Raw genomic sequence first — 14,063 nt, 5'->3', positions numbered from 1 at the left:
CGAAGGGAGTCTGTCAATCTGGTGTGCCCGGTCGGGATGACTGGCTGGAAGTATTCACAGAGCCAGCCTTTGCGTCGAGGGTGAGTTGGTTGCGCAGGTGATCAAGTTCATGTTGCCAGTAGTGTTGGTGCTGGAGCACCCACGCATGCAGCCAGGGCATGCCGAAGCCCGGCTTCATGGCGTTCCCGCTGACGGTTTCGTAATGGTCGAGCAGGCGCAGGCCGTGTGCCGGGTAACCGGCGGCGCCCAGGGTTGCTGCGGCCTGCAGCGCCATGCCGGGGCGAACCTGCAGATCGAGGGCATGGATGAAATCGGCCAGTGCCGTATCGGGTTGCCCGTGTGCGAGGGCAATCCTGCCGCGCATGTAGGTCAGGTCCTGCTGCGGTCCGGCCGCGGACAGTTTCGGATTCTTCAGCCCGGTGTCAATCAGCCCCTGCAGACCTTGCGTCGTCAGCCCGGGGCAACCACCCGAAAGTGCCACGGGCAGGGTACGGTCGAACCAGTGGGCGAACAAGGTGCCGGTCTTCGGCGTGCCCTGCATGGCGGTTCGGGCGGCGGCGAGGTCGGTAGCCTGGATGCCGCCGGTCATGCAACGTGCGCCGATCAGGTTGAAGGCGAGCTGCACCTGATCCGGTTGGGTCGCGAGCAGCTTTTCCAGACGCTGGATGGCCGCTTCCGGTCGCCCAGCTTGCATTTCGATCTGTGCGGCATTGGTCTGGGCGCGTGCCGAATCAGGGTTGATCCTGGCCCACAGCAGTGCCTGGCTGTGTACGTTGCCCCACAGCTCGGCGCGGGCGTGAGTCATCCATGCCAGGCCCAGTGGCAGCACCAGCATCAAGGCGTATTTGAACAGGCGCAGGCTGCGTGTATCGGCCAGCCACAGGCCAAGCGGCCAGAACATGAGCAGGGCGGGTAGGTAGTTGCGATGTTCGAAATAGAGCTCCAGTGATATCGAGGTAGATTCCAGCAACTGGCCGGCAAAGTAGAACAGTATGGCCAGCGCCAGCGCGGGGTATCGCCTGCGTTGCCACCAGGCCAGCCCGACCAGCCCAAGCACTGACAGCATGGCAGGCAAGGTGGTGATCGGCTGCCACCACGAGGTCGAGGCGACGTACTGGTCATTGAACAGTCCGCTCGAAAACGGGCGTGGCAGCCACAGCAACTGCAGGTAATCCAGCAGCACGCGTGGCTCGGTGAGCAGGCGCTGACTGATGCTCCATGGGCGGATGCCCACTGGGCCACCGGCAAGTACCCCGCTGAGGCCGATCCAGAACAGGTAACCGAGAATGGCCGCGGCGGGAATGATGCCGAATACCAACAGCGTGAAACGATGCGCCCGCCGTGATCCACCGGCAGGCACGGGATGCCGTGGCGCAAGCACGATGGCTTCGATCAGCAAGGCAAACAGTGGCAACAGGGCACCGTTGGCCTTGGCCAGTACCCCAAGCACGGTGCAGCCTCCCAGTCCCAGCACGCCCCAGGTCAGGCCCGCCGTGGTGTTGCCCCGGATCAGCAGGCTGCGACCGTGCAGCCAAAGCAGCAGCCCTGCCAAGGTGCAAGTGGCGGGCAGCATGGCCTCGCGCTGCACGATATACAGCGTCGTGGAGACCAGCAGGGGGTGCAGCAGCCAGAGCGTGGAGCCCATCAGGGCGGCGGTCTGGCTCTGCTGTTTGCCATGGCCCAGCAAGCGGCTCAATTGGGCCAGCAAGAGGTAAAGCAGGCCCCCGTTGAGCAGGTGCAGGATCAGATTGGTGCGCTTGAAAGGGAAAGGATTGGCAGGCCAGTCGTGCGCATCCAGCAGAAAGGTCAACAACGTCAGCGGGCGGCCGGTGGGGTCGGCAATACCGGAAGTGAGGTAGCGCCAGAATGTCGGCCAGGTGTCGACCGGGCCGGTGGTCCCCAGCGCGGGCAGGTTCGCGAAATCGTCGAACAGGAAGCTGCCATGCAGGCCGGGGGCATACGCCCACACCAGCAGCAGGGCGCAGGCCATCAGCAGAAACAACAAGGGCTTGCGCAAACTCACGGCAGATTTCCCGGCCTGGGGGGCACAAAAACGAAAGGCCGCGCTGGGCGGCCTTTCGAGATGGATCAACTGGGGTTGATGTTTATCAGTTGCGGCAGGTCGTCGGCAGGTACTTGAGCGCCGGCGCTGTAGCACCCGGATGGCAGGTCCAAATCACGACACCGTTGAGCGTCGTTGGAGAGAGGTCGATTTCCTTATTCTGGATAGCCGTGTTGGCCGCGCCCGCGTTGAACTTGGAAGTGATCAAGCCAGTCGAGCCAACGGTAACGGAGGCCACATACTTGCCGGTGATGGAGGCAGGGAGCGAGAGACCTGCTGAGGTGTTGTTGGCCGGAAGCCTGCCGGTATTGGCAAAGAACTCGGTGACGCCAACCTTGGCGCCGTCCATCATCGTGACGCCTTCGCTTGCCTGAGTGCGGATCAGGTAGTCCTGGTAGGCCGGGATGGCGATGGCGGCGAGGATCGCGATGATCGCAACCACGATCATCAGTTCGATCAGGGTAAAGCCCTTTTGCATGCTCTTCATGGTGATTCCTCTGTTTTGGTTAGCTAACCGTGTGATGCCCCCTGAGCCCCAGCCCCGTAATCCCCCTAGGCGGGATCGGACCCCATTCGCATGGTCGGAACGACCAGGAAGCTCGCGGCAAAGTCAAGCAGCTTGTATGCCACGTTTGCCGCAGGCGTATTCCCTCACAACCGTAGGCCCTTCGATTGTGCCCGCGGTCACGAAAGCTCGCAAGCCTTGGTGGAAAGCCCCATGAAGTTCGGGAAATGTGATCCCGGATGCATGGGTTTGCACTGTTCATCAAGGACACTTAGTGACGTTTATTGTCAGTTTGTGCGACGACAATGGCGGGAATGACTACTTTCGCCCGGGGTTACCTAAATATTGCGGTGTCGAAGGTGGCTTGTCTGTTGGCATGCTTGTGCTGCAGCCAGGTGGTGATCCACCAGCATGCAGAAACGGCCTGTTGCGCGCGGGCGGATGCGGGCTGGCGCGTTGCCAAGTTCGCGGCGTGCCACTTCCAGTTCGAACCACTTCTGCAGTTTGATCCATATGTCCGCCGTCGTGCCGAAGTAGCGGCCGAGGCGCAGGGTGGTGGTGTCCGCGATGATGCCGCGCTTCTGAATGGCGATGTCACTGACGCGTGCCAGCGTGACACCGATGGCACGGGCGAGCGCGTTGCAGGAAAACGCCAGCGGCAGCATGAATTCCTCACGGAGGATTTCGCCGGGGTGGACGGGGACAGCGGGGTGGAGGTCATCGTCGTTGTCGCTTTAATGGTAGTCGGTGATCTCGACGTCGTACGCGTCACCGATCTTCCAGCGGAAGCAGGTGCGGAACTGATCGTTTACGCGAATGTTGTGCTGTCCCGGTCGGTCTCCCTTGAGTGCTTCCAGACGGTTGCCCGGCGGCAACCGAAGGTCTTCCAGCGTGCCGGCTGGGTCGAGGTCTTCCAGCTTGCGGCGGGCGGGAGCTTCGATGTTCACGAAGTGGTGAACTCGCACGCTATCGAACAGCGCCCCCACATCCTGTTGACGAAGGTTTTGATCATGAGCTCATATCGCATATCGATACACGGTACGTAGCAAGCTGATACGGAGGCCGCCGCTGGGTTGGTAGCATGCTCACGCTTCACCGATCACGGCAAAGCTTGCCCGTGACGAATTTGGCGCTTACCGTCACTACTTTGACTACCAAGGGACCACCCATGAAACCCCTGATGGCTGCATTGCTGCTCGCACTGGTGACGGCGCCCGCGATGGCGGGCGATGTCGTGAACACCAGCTTCGTCAAGACCGAGGGCCCGCACGCCTTCAACGTCCGCGACCTGGTGATGATGGATCGGGTTAGCGACCCGCAGCTGTCGCCGGACGGGCGTTACGCGGCATTCGGCGTGCGCAGCACCGACTACGCGGCGAACAAGGGCGTCAATGCGGTCTACGTGCTGGACCTGGCCAAGGGCGGCCAGCCGGTGAAGGTGCTGGACAAGGGTGGCTCGGCGCGCTGGTCGGCGGACGGGCGCAGCCTGTATTTCACGGCGCCGGCCAAAGGTGTGGCGCAGTTGTGGCGGGTGGATCTGGGTGGCAAGGATGGGTTGAACCTGGGCAAGCACGCCGCGCCGGTGCAGGTCAGCCATGGGGTGCTGGACCTGGGCGGCTACAAGCTGTCGCCGGATGGCAAGCAGGTGCTGTTGTCGTATGAGGTGTTCACCGATTGCGGCACGCTGGCATGCACTCAGCAGCGACTCGACGCGCGCGCGAAGGACAAGGCCAGCGGCACGCTCTACGACAAGCTGTTCGTGCGGCATTGGGATACCTGGGCGGATGGTCGGCGCAACCAGTTGTTCGTGGCCCGTTTCGACGGTAAGGGGCAGCTTTCCGCTGAACCGAAGCTGCTCAGCCGCGGCATCGACGGTGACGTGCCGAGCAAGCCGTTTGGCGACGAGGGCGAGTTCGGCTTCGCGCCGGATGGCAAGACCGTGTATTTCGACGTGCGCATCGCCGGCCACAGCGAGCCGTGGTCGACCAATTTCGACGTGTACAGCGTGCCGGTGGATGGTTCCGCCGCGCCGAAGAATCTCACCGCCGACAACAAGGCGTGGGATGCCTATCCGGTGGCGTCGCCGGACGGCAAGACGCTGTATTACCTGGCGATGAAGACGCCGGGCTTCGAGGCCGACCGCTTCGCGATCATGGCGCTGGACCTGGCCAGCGGTACCCGTCACGAGGTGGATCCGCAGTGGGATCGTTCGCCGGGCGGCCTCACGATTTCCGCCGACGGCAAGACCCTGTACGCCACCGCCGACGACAACGGCCAGCATCCGCTTTTCGCGATCGACGCGGCCAGCGGCAAGGTCAGCCAGGTGGTCGGTGAAGGCACGGTGGGCGGCTTCTCGCTGGCCAACGGCAAGCTGCTGCTGACCCGCGACGACCTGAAGCGACCGGCCGACGTCTATCTTGCTGCCGCCGACGGCAGCGGTCTGAAGCAGGTCACCCACTTCAACGCGGCGGACCTGAAGAACACAGAGATGGGCGACACCGAGTTCTTCACCTTCAAGGGCTGGAACAACGAGACCGTGCAGGGTTACGTGGTGAAGCCGGCCGGCTACAAGGTGGGGCAGACCTACCCGGTCGCCTTCATCATCCACGGCGGCCCGCAGGGCGCGATGAGCAACGGCTGGAGCTACCGCTGGAACCCGCAGACCTACGCTGGCCAGGGCTTCGCGGTGGTGACGGTGAACTTCCACGGCTCCACCGGCTACGGCCAGGCGTTCACCGACTCGATCTCCGGCGACTGGGGCGGCAAGCCGCTGGAGGACCTGAAGCTGGGCTGGAAGGCCGCGCTGGACAAGTACAGCTTCCTCGACGGCGACCGTGCCTGCGCGCTCGGCGCCAGCTACGGCGGCTACATGACCTACTGGATCGCCGGCGTGTGGAACCAGCCGTGGAAGTGCCTGGTCGACCACGACGGCGTGTTCGACACCCGCGCCATGTACTACGACACCGAGGAACTCTGGTTCGAGGAGCGCGAGAACGGCGGTACCCCGTACGAGCACCCGGAGAACTACGAGAAGTTCAACCCGGTCAATCACGTCAAGGACTGGCGCGTGCCGATGATGGTGATCCACTCGGCGAAGGATTTCCGCATCCCCGATACCCAAGGCCTGGGCGCGTTCACTGCGCTGCAGCGCCGCGGCATCCCCAGCCAGCTGCTGCATTTTCCCGACGAGAACCACTGGGTGCTGAAGCCGCACAACAGCGTGCAGTGGCATGACGCGGTGAACGCGTGGCTGAAGCAGTGGACGGCGAAGGAGGCGACGAAGCCCGCCTCGCACTGAGCCGGTTGAAGTCATGAAAGCGGCGGCCTCCGGGTCGCCGCTTTTGTTCCTCCCTCTGCAAGGCAGGGGGAGGTCGGGAGGGGGTAGCTCCGGGCTGGCGAAGAAGATCAAGAGCACCCCACCCCAGCCCTCCCCTGCAAAGCAGGGGAGGGAGCAAGGCTGCGGGGGCTTGCTCCTCCCCTGCAACGAGTAAGGCTGCAGAGGTTTGGCTCCTCCCCCTGCAACGCAGGGGGAGGCTGGGTGGGGGTGCTCTTTTGGTCGTGTGGTCAGCGCAGCAGCGCGCGCAGGCGGCTGCGGGTGAAGGCGCCGAGGCGCAGTTGTTCGCACAGGGTTTCGAGCTGGTCGGCGGGTGCTGGACGGCGCTGCAGGGCTTCGGCGGATTCGGCGCCCGGAGCATCCAGCGCAATGCGGGTGAGGCGGCGGTATAGCCGGGCCTGCTCGGCGTGCTCGCGCAGCTTGGTGGCACAGGCCGCGGCGCCGCGCAAGCGCAGGAAGGCGACTTCGTCGACGCGGTCGAGCAGGATGTCGAGGCTGCCGAAGTGGCTGAGCAGGGCGGCGGCGGTCTTGGCGCCGACGCCGGGCACGCCGGGGATGTTGTCCACGCTGTCGCCGCACAGGGCGAGGTAATCGGCGACCTGGTGCGGGTGCACGCCGAGTTTCTCGTGTACCCCGGCCGGCCCCCAGCGCAGGCCGCGGGCATAGTCCCACTGCTCGTCGTGCTCGCCCAGCAGCTGGCCGAAATCCTTGTCGGCGGAGACGATCACGCTGCGCCAGCCTTGCGCGCGCAGGTTCCACACGGTGCTGCCGATCAGGTCGTCGGCCTCGAAGCTGTGGTCGATCATCAGGTGCACGCCGAGCGCCTCGGTAATCGCACGGCATTGCACGAACTGCCGCTCCAGGTCGGGCGGTGGCAGGTCACGGTTGGCCTTGTACGGCGGGTAGATCGCGTTGCGGAACGAGCTGTTCAGCGAGGCGTCGAACGCCACCGCGATGTGCTCGGGCTGCACGCGCTCCAGCAGTTCGCACAGGAAGCGGGTGTAGCCGTGCACCGCATTGACCGGGTGGCCGTCGGCGTCGAAGAACTCGTCCGGCATCGAGTGCCAGGCGCGGAAAACGTACATGCTACCGTCAACAAGATGGACGGCTGGACGTCCGTTCGCCGGCGCGTTCACGGCGTCCACGTGCTCAGCAGGTCGGCCAGCGCCGGGCGCTCGCGGTCGGGCACCTCGATCTGCGGCGTGCCGAGGTGGATGAAACCGACCACGTGTTCGTGTTCCGCCAGGTCGAGGATGCCCGCCACCTCGCGGTCGTAGGCGGCCCAGCCGGTCAGCCATTGCGCGCCGTAGCCCAGCGCGTAGGCGCCGAGCAGGATGTTGTAGGCCACGTTGCCGGCGCACAACTTCTGTTCGATCTCCGGCACCTTGCTGTCGGCGTGCAGGCGGGCGACCACCGCGATCACCAGCGGTGCGAAGGTGTAGCGCAGGCGTTCCTTCTCGAGCTTGGCGTCGGACATCTCCGGGTGGTTGCGGATCGCGATCGCCGCCAGCCGCTCGCCGAACGCCAGCTTCGCTTCGCTTTCGAGGCGGATCAGCCGGAATGGCACCAGCTTGCCGTGGTCGGGCACGCGGATCGCCGCCTCAAGCAGTTCATGCAGACTCGCTTCGTCCGGCGCCGGCTCGCCGAGCTGGCGCGAGGGGACGGAATGGCGTTGCTGGAGCAGGGACAGGGCAGCGGGCATGGAGCGGTTCTTTCGATGGGGAGAATGCCCATGCTAGCGGGCGGCCTGATAATGCGCGAACCGTCACGCCGACAGCGGCAGCTTGAACGAGCCGGGCAACAGGGCGGCCACGCTGGTCTGCTGGGTGTCGCCGTGCAGGTTCGCCAGCAGCACCGGCATGGCGTCGTCGCACAGTTCGGCCATCACCTGGCGGCAGGCGCCGCACGGGCTGACCGGGCTGTCGGTATCGGCGATCACCGCCAGCGCGGCGAAGTCGCCGGGCCGGCAGCCGGCGGCGATCGCGCTGAACAGGGCGGTGCGTTCGGCGCAGTTGCACAGGCCGTAGGACGCGTTTTCCACGTTGCAGCCGCTGAAGTGGCGGCCGTCACGGGTCAGCAGCGCGGCGCCGACCAGGAAGTTGGAATACGGCGCATAGGCCTGTTCGCGTGCGCTGCGCGCCAGGGCCAGCAGGTCGTCGAAAGCGTTGGAAGTAGCGGGCATCGGGATCTCCGGCGTGACCCCCGGTCGCCACTGCCGGCGGGCCAGCTTACTCTTTGGCGGGCAGCCGGATCAAAGCCGGCGAGTGCCGCTAAGATGCGTGAACCACTCAGAGGGGATGGACCATGCCGATCACCGTAGCCGCCTTGCGTGAGACTGCCGCCGGGGAGCGGCGCGTGGCGATCACGCCCGAGATGGCGAAGAAGCTGCGCGGCAAGGGCCTGCGTGTGCTGCTGGAACACGATGCGGGGCGCGCGGCCGGTTTCCCCGATGGCGTGTATGCCGAGGCCGAATTCGCCGATGCCGCCAGTGTGCTGGCGCAGGCCGACGTGCTGGCCTGCGTGCTGCCGCCGGACGACGCGGTGTTCGCCGGGCTGCGCGAAGGCAGCGTGGTGGTCGGTCAGTTGCGTCCGTACGGCGCGGCCGCGCGCATCGCCGCGCTGACCGCGCGCAAGCTCACCGCGTTCTCGCTGGAACTGCTGCCGCGCACCACCCGCGCCCAGGCGATGGACGTGTTGAGCTCGCAGGCGGCGGTGGCCGGTTACCGCGTCATGCTGATCGCGGCCGAGGCCTCGCCGAAGTTCTTCCCGATGCTGACCACCGCCGCGGGTACGATCCGGCCGTCGAAAGTGCTGGTGATCGGTGCCGGCGTAGCCGGTCTGCAGGCGATCGCCACTGCGCGCCGGCTCGGCGCCCAGATCGAGGGTTACGACGTGCGCCCGGAGACGCGCGAGCAGGTGGAGTCGCTGGGCGCGAAGTTCCTCGACCTCGGTGTCAGCGCCGCCGGCAGCGGCGGCTATGCGCGCGAGCTGTCGGCGGAAGAGCGCGCCGCGCAGCAGCAGGCGCTGGCCGATCACCTGAAGTCGTTCGACGTGGTGGTCAGCACCGCGGCGGTGCCGGGGCGGCCGGCGCCGAAGATCCTCAGCGCGGCGATGGTTGAAGGGATGAAGCCGGGCGCGCTGGTCGTCGACCTGGCCGCCGAGAGCGGCGGCAACTGCGAGCTGACCCGGCCGGGCGAGCGGATCGAGCACGGCGGCGTGGTGATCCTGGGGCCGCTGAACCTGCCGGCCGGCGCGCCGCTGCACGCGTCGGAGATGTACGCGCGCAACGTGTTCAACTTCCTGGAACTGCTGGTGCACGACGGCGCATTGAAGCCGGATTTCGACGACGAGCTGGTCGCGAAGAGCTGCCTCACCCACGCCGGCGAGACGCGCTTCGCCGGCTGACTTGACTGCGCAGGGCGGGCAGTGCCCGCCGGCTTTCTTGACGGCAAGAGCAGCGGGCACTGCCCGCCCTGCAAATCTTGGAAAAAACGCCCCGCGCAAGGCGGGCGTTTTGTCGATCAGGGGTGGCCGGGACCACCCGGCGGCGGATGGCCGTGGCCGCGTCGCTCGTCCCAGTGCAGGCGTTCGGCGGGTGGCAGCGCGTGCCATTCGCGGATCAGTTTCTCGCGTTGATCCGGCGGCAGTTGCTGGAAGCGCTCGAAGGTGGCGTGCAGTTGCTCGCGCTGCTGTGGCGGCAGCTGGTGGAACTTGCGCATGTTCTCGCGCGCCTGCCTGCGCTCGTCCGGCGTCATCTGCTGCCAGCGGGCGATGTGCTGGCGCACTTCCTCGCGCTTTTCCGGCGGCAGCGTGACCCAGTGTTCGGCACGCTGCAGCATGTGCGACTGCTTGCGCGGCGACAGGCTGTCCCAGGTCTTCTGCAGTGGTGCCAGCACGTCGCGCTGCGCCGGGTCGAGGCTGCTCCACGGACGCGGCGGCGGCATGTCGCCACGGGGCGGCGGTGGCGCAGCCTGCGCGTGCAGTGGTGCCACGGTGATGCCGCCGAGCAGGGCGGCCAGCAGCAGCGGCAGGAGCGTGCGGAGGATTCGGGTCATGGCTCAGCGACTCGCCGTGTGGCTGCCGGTGGAAGCCAGCCAGCCGTAGAAGTCGAGGTTCTGGTAGAGGTTCGGATCGGTCTTGTCGGCGTCCGGCGGCAGCTCGTTGTCGAGCTCGTCGGTGCTGCTGGTGGCGTGCATCACGGTGGTCGCCTGGTGCTGCGGTAACGGCTGCCACACCATCATCGTGGCCAGCGCGATCGCGGCGAAGGCACCGACGGGGATCAGCCAGCGTACGGCGCGGTGCGCGGGTGCCTTGGTTGTCTCCAGCGCCTGCCGCCGGGCCGCACGCAGGCGTCCGGCGGTGGCCGGGTCGATGCGCTGGGCGGCTTCGCGCCAGAGTTTGCGGGCGCGCTGTTCGAGATGTTCGTCGGGCCTGCGGTTATCGGGCGAGTTCATCGCCAGTCCTCCAGTTGGTCGCGCAGATGGTGCATCGCGCGCGACAGATGGGTTTTCACGCTGCCTTCGGAGCAGCCCATGGCGCGGGCGGTTTCCGCCACGTCCAGTCCTTCCAGCATGCGCAGCATGAACGCTTCGCGCTGGCGTTGCGGCAGCTGCCTGACCGCGGCGGCCATGTCCGCATACGACTGCACGTCGTGCAGCCGGCCCAGCGGATCCTGGCCGGGGTCCGCCGGTTCCCACGCCGGCAGTTCGTCGCCGTCGTCGTCGCGGCCGCCGCCGAGCCAGCCCACCACGATCGAGCGCACCTTGCGCCGGCGCTGCAGGTCGACCACGCGCCGGCGCAGGATGCCCCAGAACAGCGGCGCCCACTCCATGGCCGGCTTGTCGCGGTAATGCCTGACCAGCCGCAACATCGCGTCCTGCACCGCATCCATGGCGTCCTCGCGATGGCGCAGCTGCAGTTCCGCCATGCGGAACGCGCGCCGCTCGACCTGCGCCAGGAACGCGTCCAGCGTGGCAGGCGTTTCGCGGGCGTCGCCCAGCAAGTCCGTGTCGAGCGTGCCGGCCACGCCGTTCATGGACTCGTCGGCCGCAGCATCGGGTGAAGCATCCTCGGGCTCCAGCGGTGGGTTCCCGTTGTTCAACGCGGCAGGCTCGCACGGGTTGACCGGCACCCGTATGATGCGAACTCGACGTCCTGGCGGGCGGCTCTCACGGGGATGGGCTCATGATCGACGGTTTCCTGGCGCTGTATATCTTCATGCTGGCCGCGTTTACCGGCTATGAAATCATCGCGCGGGTGCCGGTGATCCTGCACACGCCGTTGATGTCCGGGTCCAACTTCGTGCACGGCATCGTGCTGGTGGGGGCGATGATCGCACTGGGCCATGCGCAGACGCCATTCGAGATGACGATCGGCTTCATCGGCGTGCTGCTGGGCGCCGGCAACGCCGCCGGCGGCTACGTGGTGACCGAGCGCATGCTGGATATGTTCAAGTCCAGCAAGCCGGACGCCGGCAAGGGAGCCAAGTGATGAGCTGGTTGCCGACGCTGATCAAGGCCTGTTATTTCCTCGCCGCGCTGCTGTTCATCCTTGGCCTGAAACGCATGAGCTCGCCGCGCACGGCGCGCGGCGGCATCGTGTGGGCCGGCTACGGCATGCTGCTGGCGGTGCTGGCCACGTTCTTCCTGCCGGACATGCACAACCGCGGGCTGATCATGGCCGCGGTGCTGGTCGGCGTCAGTGCCGCCTGGTGGAGCGGCAAGCGCGTGGCGATGACCGCGATGCCACAAATGGTGGCGCTGTACAACGGCATGGGCGGCGGCGCGGCGGCGGCGATCGGCGCGGTCGAGTTGATCGGTTACGCGCGTTCGTCGGGGCTGCTGCACGTGGTGCCGGATACCTCGCCACTGCGGCCGGAAGCCTGGGCGGTGAATGGCCTGCCGCCGGCGCTGTCGCCGACCGAGCTGGCGCTGGGCGTGCTCGGCGCGCTGATCGGCGCGGTGAGCTTCTCTGGTTCGCTGGTTGCCTTCGCCAAGCTGCAGGGCTGGCTGGACAAGCGTTTCGTGTTCCCCGGCCAGCGTGCGGTGAACCTGTTGCTGCTGGCGGCGGCAGTGGTCGCGGGCGTGCTGCTGGCCACCAGCCATGCCAGCCCGGCGCTGATCGCTCTGTTCTTCGCGCTGGCGCTGCTGTTCGGCCTGATGATGACCTTGCCGATCGGCGGCGCCGACATGCCGGTGGTGATCTCGCTGTACAACGCGTTCACCGGCCTGGCGGTGTCGTTCGAGGGTTTCGTGCTGGGCAACGAGGCGATGATCATCGCCGGCATGGTGGTCGGTGCGGCCGGCACGCTGCTGACCCAGCTGATGGCCAAGGCGATGAACCGCTCGATCGGCAACGTGCTGTTCGGCAGCTTCGGCGCCGCCGGCGGCGAGGCGCAGGCGATCGAGGGCGCGCAGAAGCCGATCGACGCTTCCGATGCGGCGGTGATGATGGCCTACGCCGAGCGCGTGGTGATCGTGCCCGGCTACGGCCTGGCGGTGGCGCAGGCGCAGCACAAGGTGTGGGAGTTCGCGCAGCTGCTGATCAAGCGCGGGGTGAAGGTGAAGTTCGCGATCCACCCGGTGGCCGGCCGCATGCCAGGCCACATGAACGTGCTGCTGGCCGAGGCCGGCGTGCCGTACGACCTGATTGCCGACATGGACGACATCAACCCCGAGTTCCCGGCCACCGACGTGGCGCTGGTGATCGGCGCCAACGACGTGGTCAACCCGCTGGCCAAGACCGATCCGGCCTCGCCGATCTACGGCATGCCGATCCTCGACGTCAGCGCGGCGAAGCACGTGATCGTGATCAAGCGCGGCAAGGGCACCGGCTTCGCAGGCATCGAGAACGCGCTGTTCTACGCCGACAACACCCGCATGCTGTATGGCGACGGCCAGGCGGCGGTGGGCGAACTGGTAGCGTCGCTGAAGGAAATCGACGCCTGACCGGCGATGGGCCGTTTCAACGCCGGCGCGGCTGGCGCCAGGCCAGCCACGCGGCCAGCAGCATGCCCAGCGCGGCGTAGCCGAAGTCCGCCGGCGACAGCGCCATGCGTGACAGCTGCCACAGCATGCCGAGGCCGGCGGTGCGCATCGCCTCGATCAGGCCCATGCCCATGTTGCCAGCGATCAGCACGCCGGCGACCAGCATGTTGACGTAGAACGCGGCCAGCAAGGTGGCGCCTGCGGCCAGCAGCGCCGCGCTGGTGCCGGCCGGGCGCACGCAGGCGCGGATGGTCCAGGCCAGCAGCGCGCCGAGCGGCAGCGCCAGCCATGGCAGCGGATGGCGCAGGTACAGTGCCGCCACCATCCACACGGCACCGGCGGCCAGTCCCAGCATGGCGGCGCTGAACAGCACGAACACCGACAGCGATACGGTGCGCACGCTCATCGGCGACGACACGTCAGGAGGGCAGGGAGCATGGGTTTTGCCGTCGGTTAAAGCGGCCATCATAACGTGTCGCCGGCGGGCATCCCTTGAGTTCCGGTGATCCCGGCCTGATCTGGGACAAGCAGCCGCATGCAGCGGACGGCATAATAGGCAATCAGGGTTCGACGCTTGGCCGTGCCCGCAGATACAGGATTGGCGTTGGCATGAGTGGTTTCAGTCTGAGCAGCGAACCCTTCACCCTGGTGCGCGATTGCAGCGCCGTGATGGTGCCACAAGGCGACGTGGTGACCCTGCCGGCCGGCCAGATCGGCTACATCACCCAGGCACTGGGCGGCAGCTTCACCGTCTACGTGGAAGGCAACCTGTTCCGCATCGCCGGCGACGATGCCGACGCGCTGGGCAAGGAGCGGCCGGCGCCGATCGAGGTGCCGGACGACGCCACCAATGCGGACGTGGAGAAACTGGCGTGGGACCAGTTGCGCACCGTGTTCGATCCGGAGATCCCGGTGAACGTGGTCGAGCTGGGCCTGGTCTACGACCTCAGCCTGGAGCAGACCGAATCCGGCGCACGCAAGGTCTACGTGAAGCTCACCCTGACCGCTCCCGGCTGCGGCATGGGTGACATCCTGGTGGACGACGCGCGCACCAAGCTGGAGATGATTCCCACCATCGCCGAAGCCGACGTGGACCTGGTGTTCGACCCGCCGTGGACGCATTCGATGATGTCCGACGCGGCGAAGCTCGAAACCGGCATGCTCTGAACCCGCCTG

The 14,063-nt window shown here is 66.6% G+C and carries 15 protein-coding genes and 1 pseudogene; 5 read left to right on the top strand and 11 right to left on the bottom strand.

Translation table 11 applies throughout. The features are described from left to right. Positions 1-13: 13 nt before the first annotated feature. The 4 genes and pseudogenes from IMW82_RS07265 to IMW82_RS07250 all read right to left on the bottom strand — a co-directional run bounded on the left by IMW82_RS07265 (position 14) and on the right by IMW82_RS07250 (position 3,544). Positions 14-2,023, bottom strand: a complete 2,010-nt coding sequence (locus IMW82_RS07265; RefSeq protein WP_345777119.1) for a tetratricopeptide repeat protein — start codon at positions 2,021-2,023, stop codon at positions 14-16. Between the two features lie 85 nt (positions 2,024-2,108). After that, a complete protein-coding gene (locus IMW82_RS07260; protein WP_211004127.1) occupies positions 2,109-2,549 on the bottom strand; it encodes a pilin in 441 nt (146 codons plus the stop codon). A 455-nt stretch (positions 2,550-3,004) separates the two neighbouring features. After that, positions 3,005-3,271 (bottom strand): annotated as a pseudogene (locus IMW82_RS07255) (HigA family addiction module antitoxin); the annotation flags it as partial. A 30-nt stretch (positions 3,272-3,301) separates the two neighbouring features. After that, on the bottom strand, positions 3,302-3,544 hold the full coding sequence (locus IMW82_RS07250; protein WP_211200168.1) for a type II toxin-antitoxin system RelE/ParE family toxin: 243 nt from the start codon (positions 3,542-3,544) through the stop codon (positions 3,302-3,304). 191 nt (positions 3,545-3,735) lie between these two features. On the opposite strand from IMW82_RS07250, the gene IMW82_RS07245 reads away from it, so the two are divergent. Next, positions 3,736-5,865 carry a S9 family peptidase gene (locus IMW82_RS07245; RefSeq protein ID WP_211004124.1) on the top strand — a complete coding sequence of 710 codons (2,130 nt, stop codon included), beginning with the start codon at positions 3,736-3,738 and terminating at the stop codon, positions 5,863-5,865. Positions 5,866-6,131: 266 nt separating this feature from the next. Here the strand turns inward: IMW82_RS07245 and IMW82_RS07240 are convergent, their stop codons facing one another. The 3 genes from IMW82_RS07240 to cdd form a co-directional block, all read right to left on the bottom strand. Next, complete coding sequence (locus IMW82_RS07240; RefSeq protein ID WP_211004315.1) at positions 6,132-7,037, bottom strand: 5'-3' exonuclease H3TH domain-containing protein; 906 nt, start codon at positions 7,035-7,037, stop codon at positions 6,132-6,134. Further along, complete coding sequence (locus IMW82_RS07235) at positions 7,034-7,603, bottom strand: nitroreductase (protein ID WP_211004123.1); 570 nt, start codon at positions 7,601-7,603, stop codon at positions 7,034-7,036. Before IMW82_RS07235 ends, IMW82_RS07240 begins: the two co-directional genes overlap by 4 nt. A 63-nt stretch (positions 7,604-7,666) precedes the next feature. Continuing rightward, positions 7,667-8,083, bottom strand: a complete 417-nt coding sequence (cdd, locus tag IMW82_RS07230) for a cytidine deaminase (protein ID WP_211004122.1) — start codon at positions 8,081-8,083, stop codon at positions 7,667-7,669. A gap of 122 nt (positions 8,084-8,205) precedes the next feature. Here cdd and IMW82_RS07225 point away from each other — a divergent pair, with 122 nt between their 5' ends. Continuing rightward, a complete protein-coding gene (locus IMW82_RS07225) occupies positions 8,206-9,306 on the top strand; it encodes an NAD(P) transhydrogenase subunit alpha (protein ID WP_211004121.1) in 1,101 nt (366 codons plus the stop codon). A gap of 116 nt (positions 9,307-9,422) precedes the next feature. Here IMW82_RS07225 and IMW82_RS07220 read toward each other — a convergent pair whose 3' ends face one another. Genes IMW82_RS07220 through IMW82_RS07210 form a run of 3 tightly spaced genes read right to left on the bottom strand, consistent with a single transcriptional unit; the run spans position 9,423 to position 10,936 of the window. After that, positions 9,423-9,956, bottom strand: a complete 534-nt coding sequence (locus IMW82_RS07220; protein ID WP_211004120.1) for a DUF3106 domain-containing protein — start codon at positions 9,954-9,956, stop codon at positions 9,423-9,425. Positions 9,957-9,959: 3 nt separating this feature from the next. Further along, positions 9,960-10,355, bottom strand: a complete 396-nt coding sequence (locus IMW82_RS07215; protein WP_211004119.1) for a hypothetical protein — start codon at positions 10,353-10,355, stop codon at positions 9,960-9,962. Next, positions 10,352-10,936 carry an RNA polymerase sigma factor gene (locus IMW82_RS07210; RefSeq protein WP_211004118.1) on the bottom strand — a complete coding sequence of 195 codons (585 nt, stop codon included), beginning with the start codon at positions 10,934-10,936 and terminating at the stop codon, positions 10,352-10,354. The genes IMW82_RS07215 and IMW82_RS07210 overlap by 4 nt, the downstream gene beginning before the upstream one ends. Before the next feature lie 149 nt (positions 10,937-11,085). On the opposite strand from IMW82_RS07210, the gene IMW82_RS07205 reads away from it, so the two are divergent. Together IMW82_RS07205 and IMW82_RS07200 are read left to right on the top strand one after the other, a co-directional pair. Next, the gene (locus IMW82_RS07205; protein ID WP_108470795.1) at positions 11,086-11,391 is read left to right on the top strand and encodes an NAD(P) transhydrogenase subunit alpha; all 306 of its coding nucleotides are present in this window, start codon (positions 11,086-11,088) and stop codon (positions 11,389-11,391) included. Beyond that, the gene (locus tag IMW82_RS07200; protein ID WP_108470794.1) at positions 11,391-12,848 is read left to right on the top strand and encodes an NAD(P)(+) transhydrogenase (Re/Si-specific) subunit beta; all 1,458 of its coding nucleotides are present in this window, start codon (positions 11,391-11,393) and stop codon (positions 12,846-12,848) included. The genes IMW82_RS07205 and IMW82_RS07200 overlap by 1 nt, the downstream gene beginning before the upstream one ends. 16 nt (positions 12,849-12,864) lie before the next feature. On the opposite strand, the gene IMW82_RS07195 is transcribed toward IMW82_RS07200, so the two are convergent. Then, positions 12,865-13,293, bottom strand: a complete 429-nt coding sequence (locus tag IMW82_RS07195) for a hypothetical protein (RefSeq protein WP_108470793.1) — start codon at positions 13,291-13,293, stop codon at positions 12,865-12,867. Between the two features lie 203 nt (positions 13,294-13,496). Between IMW82_RS07195 and sufT the strand changes: the two genes are divergently transcribed. Then, on the top strand, positions 13,497-14,054 hold the full coding sequence (gene sufT, locus IMW82_RS07190; protein WP_108470792.1) for a putative Fe-S cluster assembly protein SufT: 558 nt from the start codon (positions 13,497-13,499) through the stop codon (positions 14,052-14,054). Positions 14,055-14,063: the final 9 nt, after the last annotated feature.

The sequence above is a fragment of the Rhodanobacter sp. B2A1Ga4 genome, from assembly GCF_018101315.1.
Lineage (GTDB): Bacteria > Pseudomonadota > Gammaproteobacteria > Xanthomonadales > Rhodanobacteraceae > Rhodanobacter > Rhodanobacter thiooxydans_A.
The sequence above is the reverse complement of the archived record's forward strand: the minus strand, read 5'-3'. Positions and strand labels throughout refer to the sequence as shown.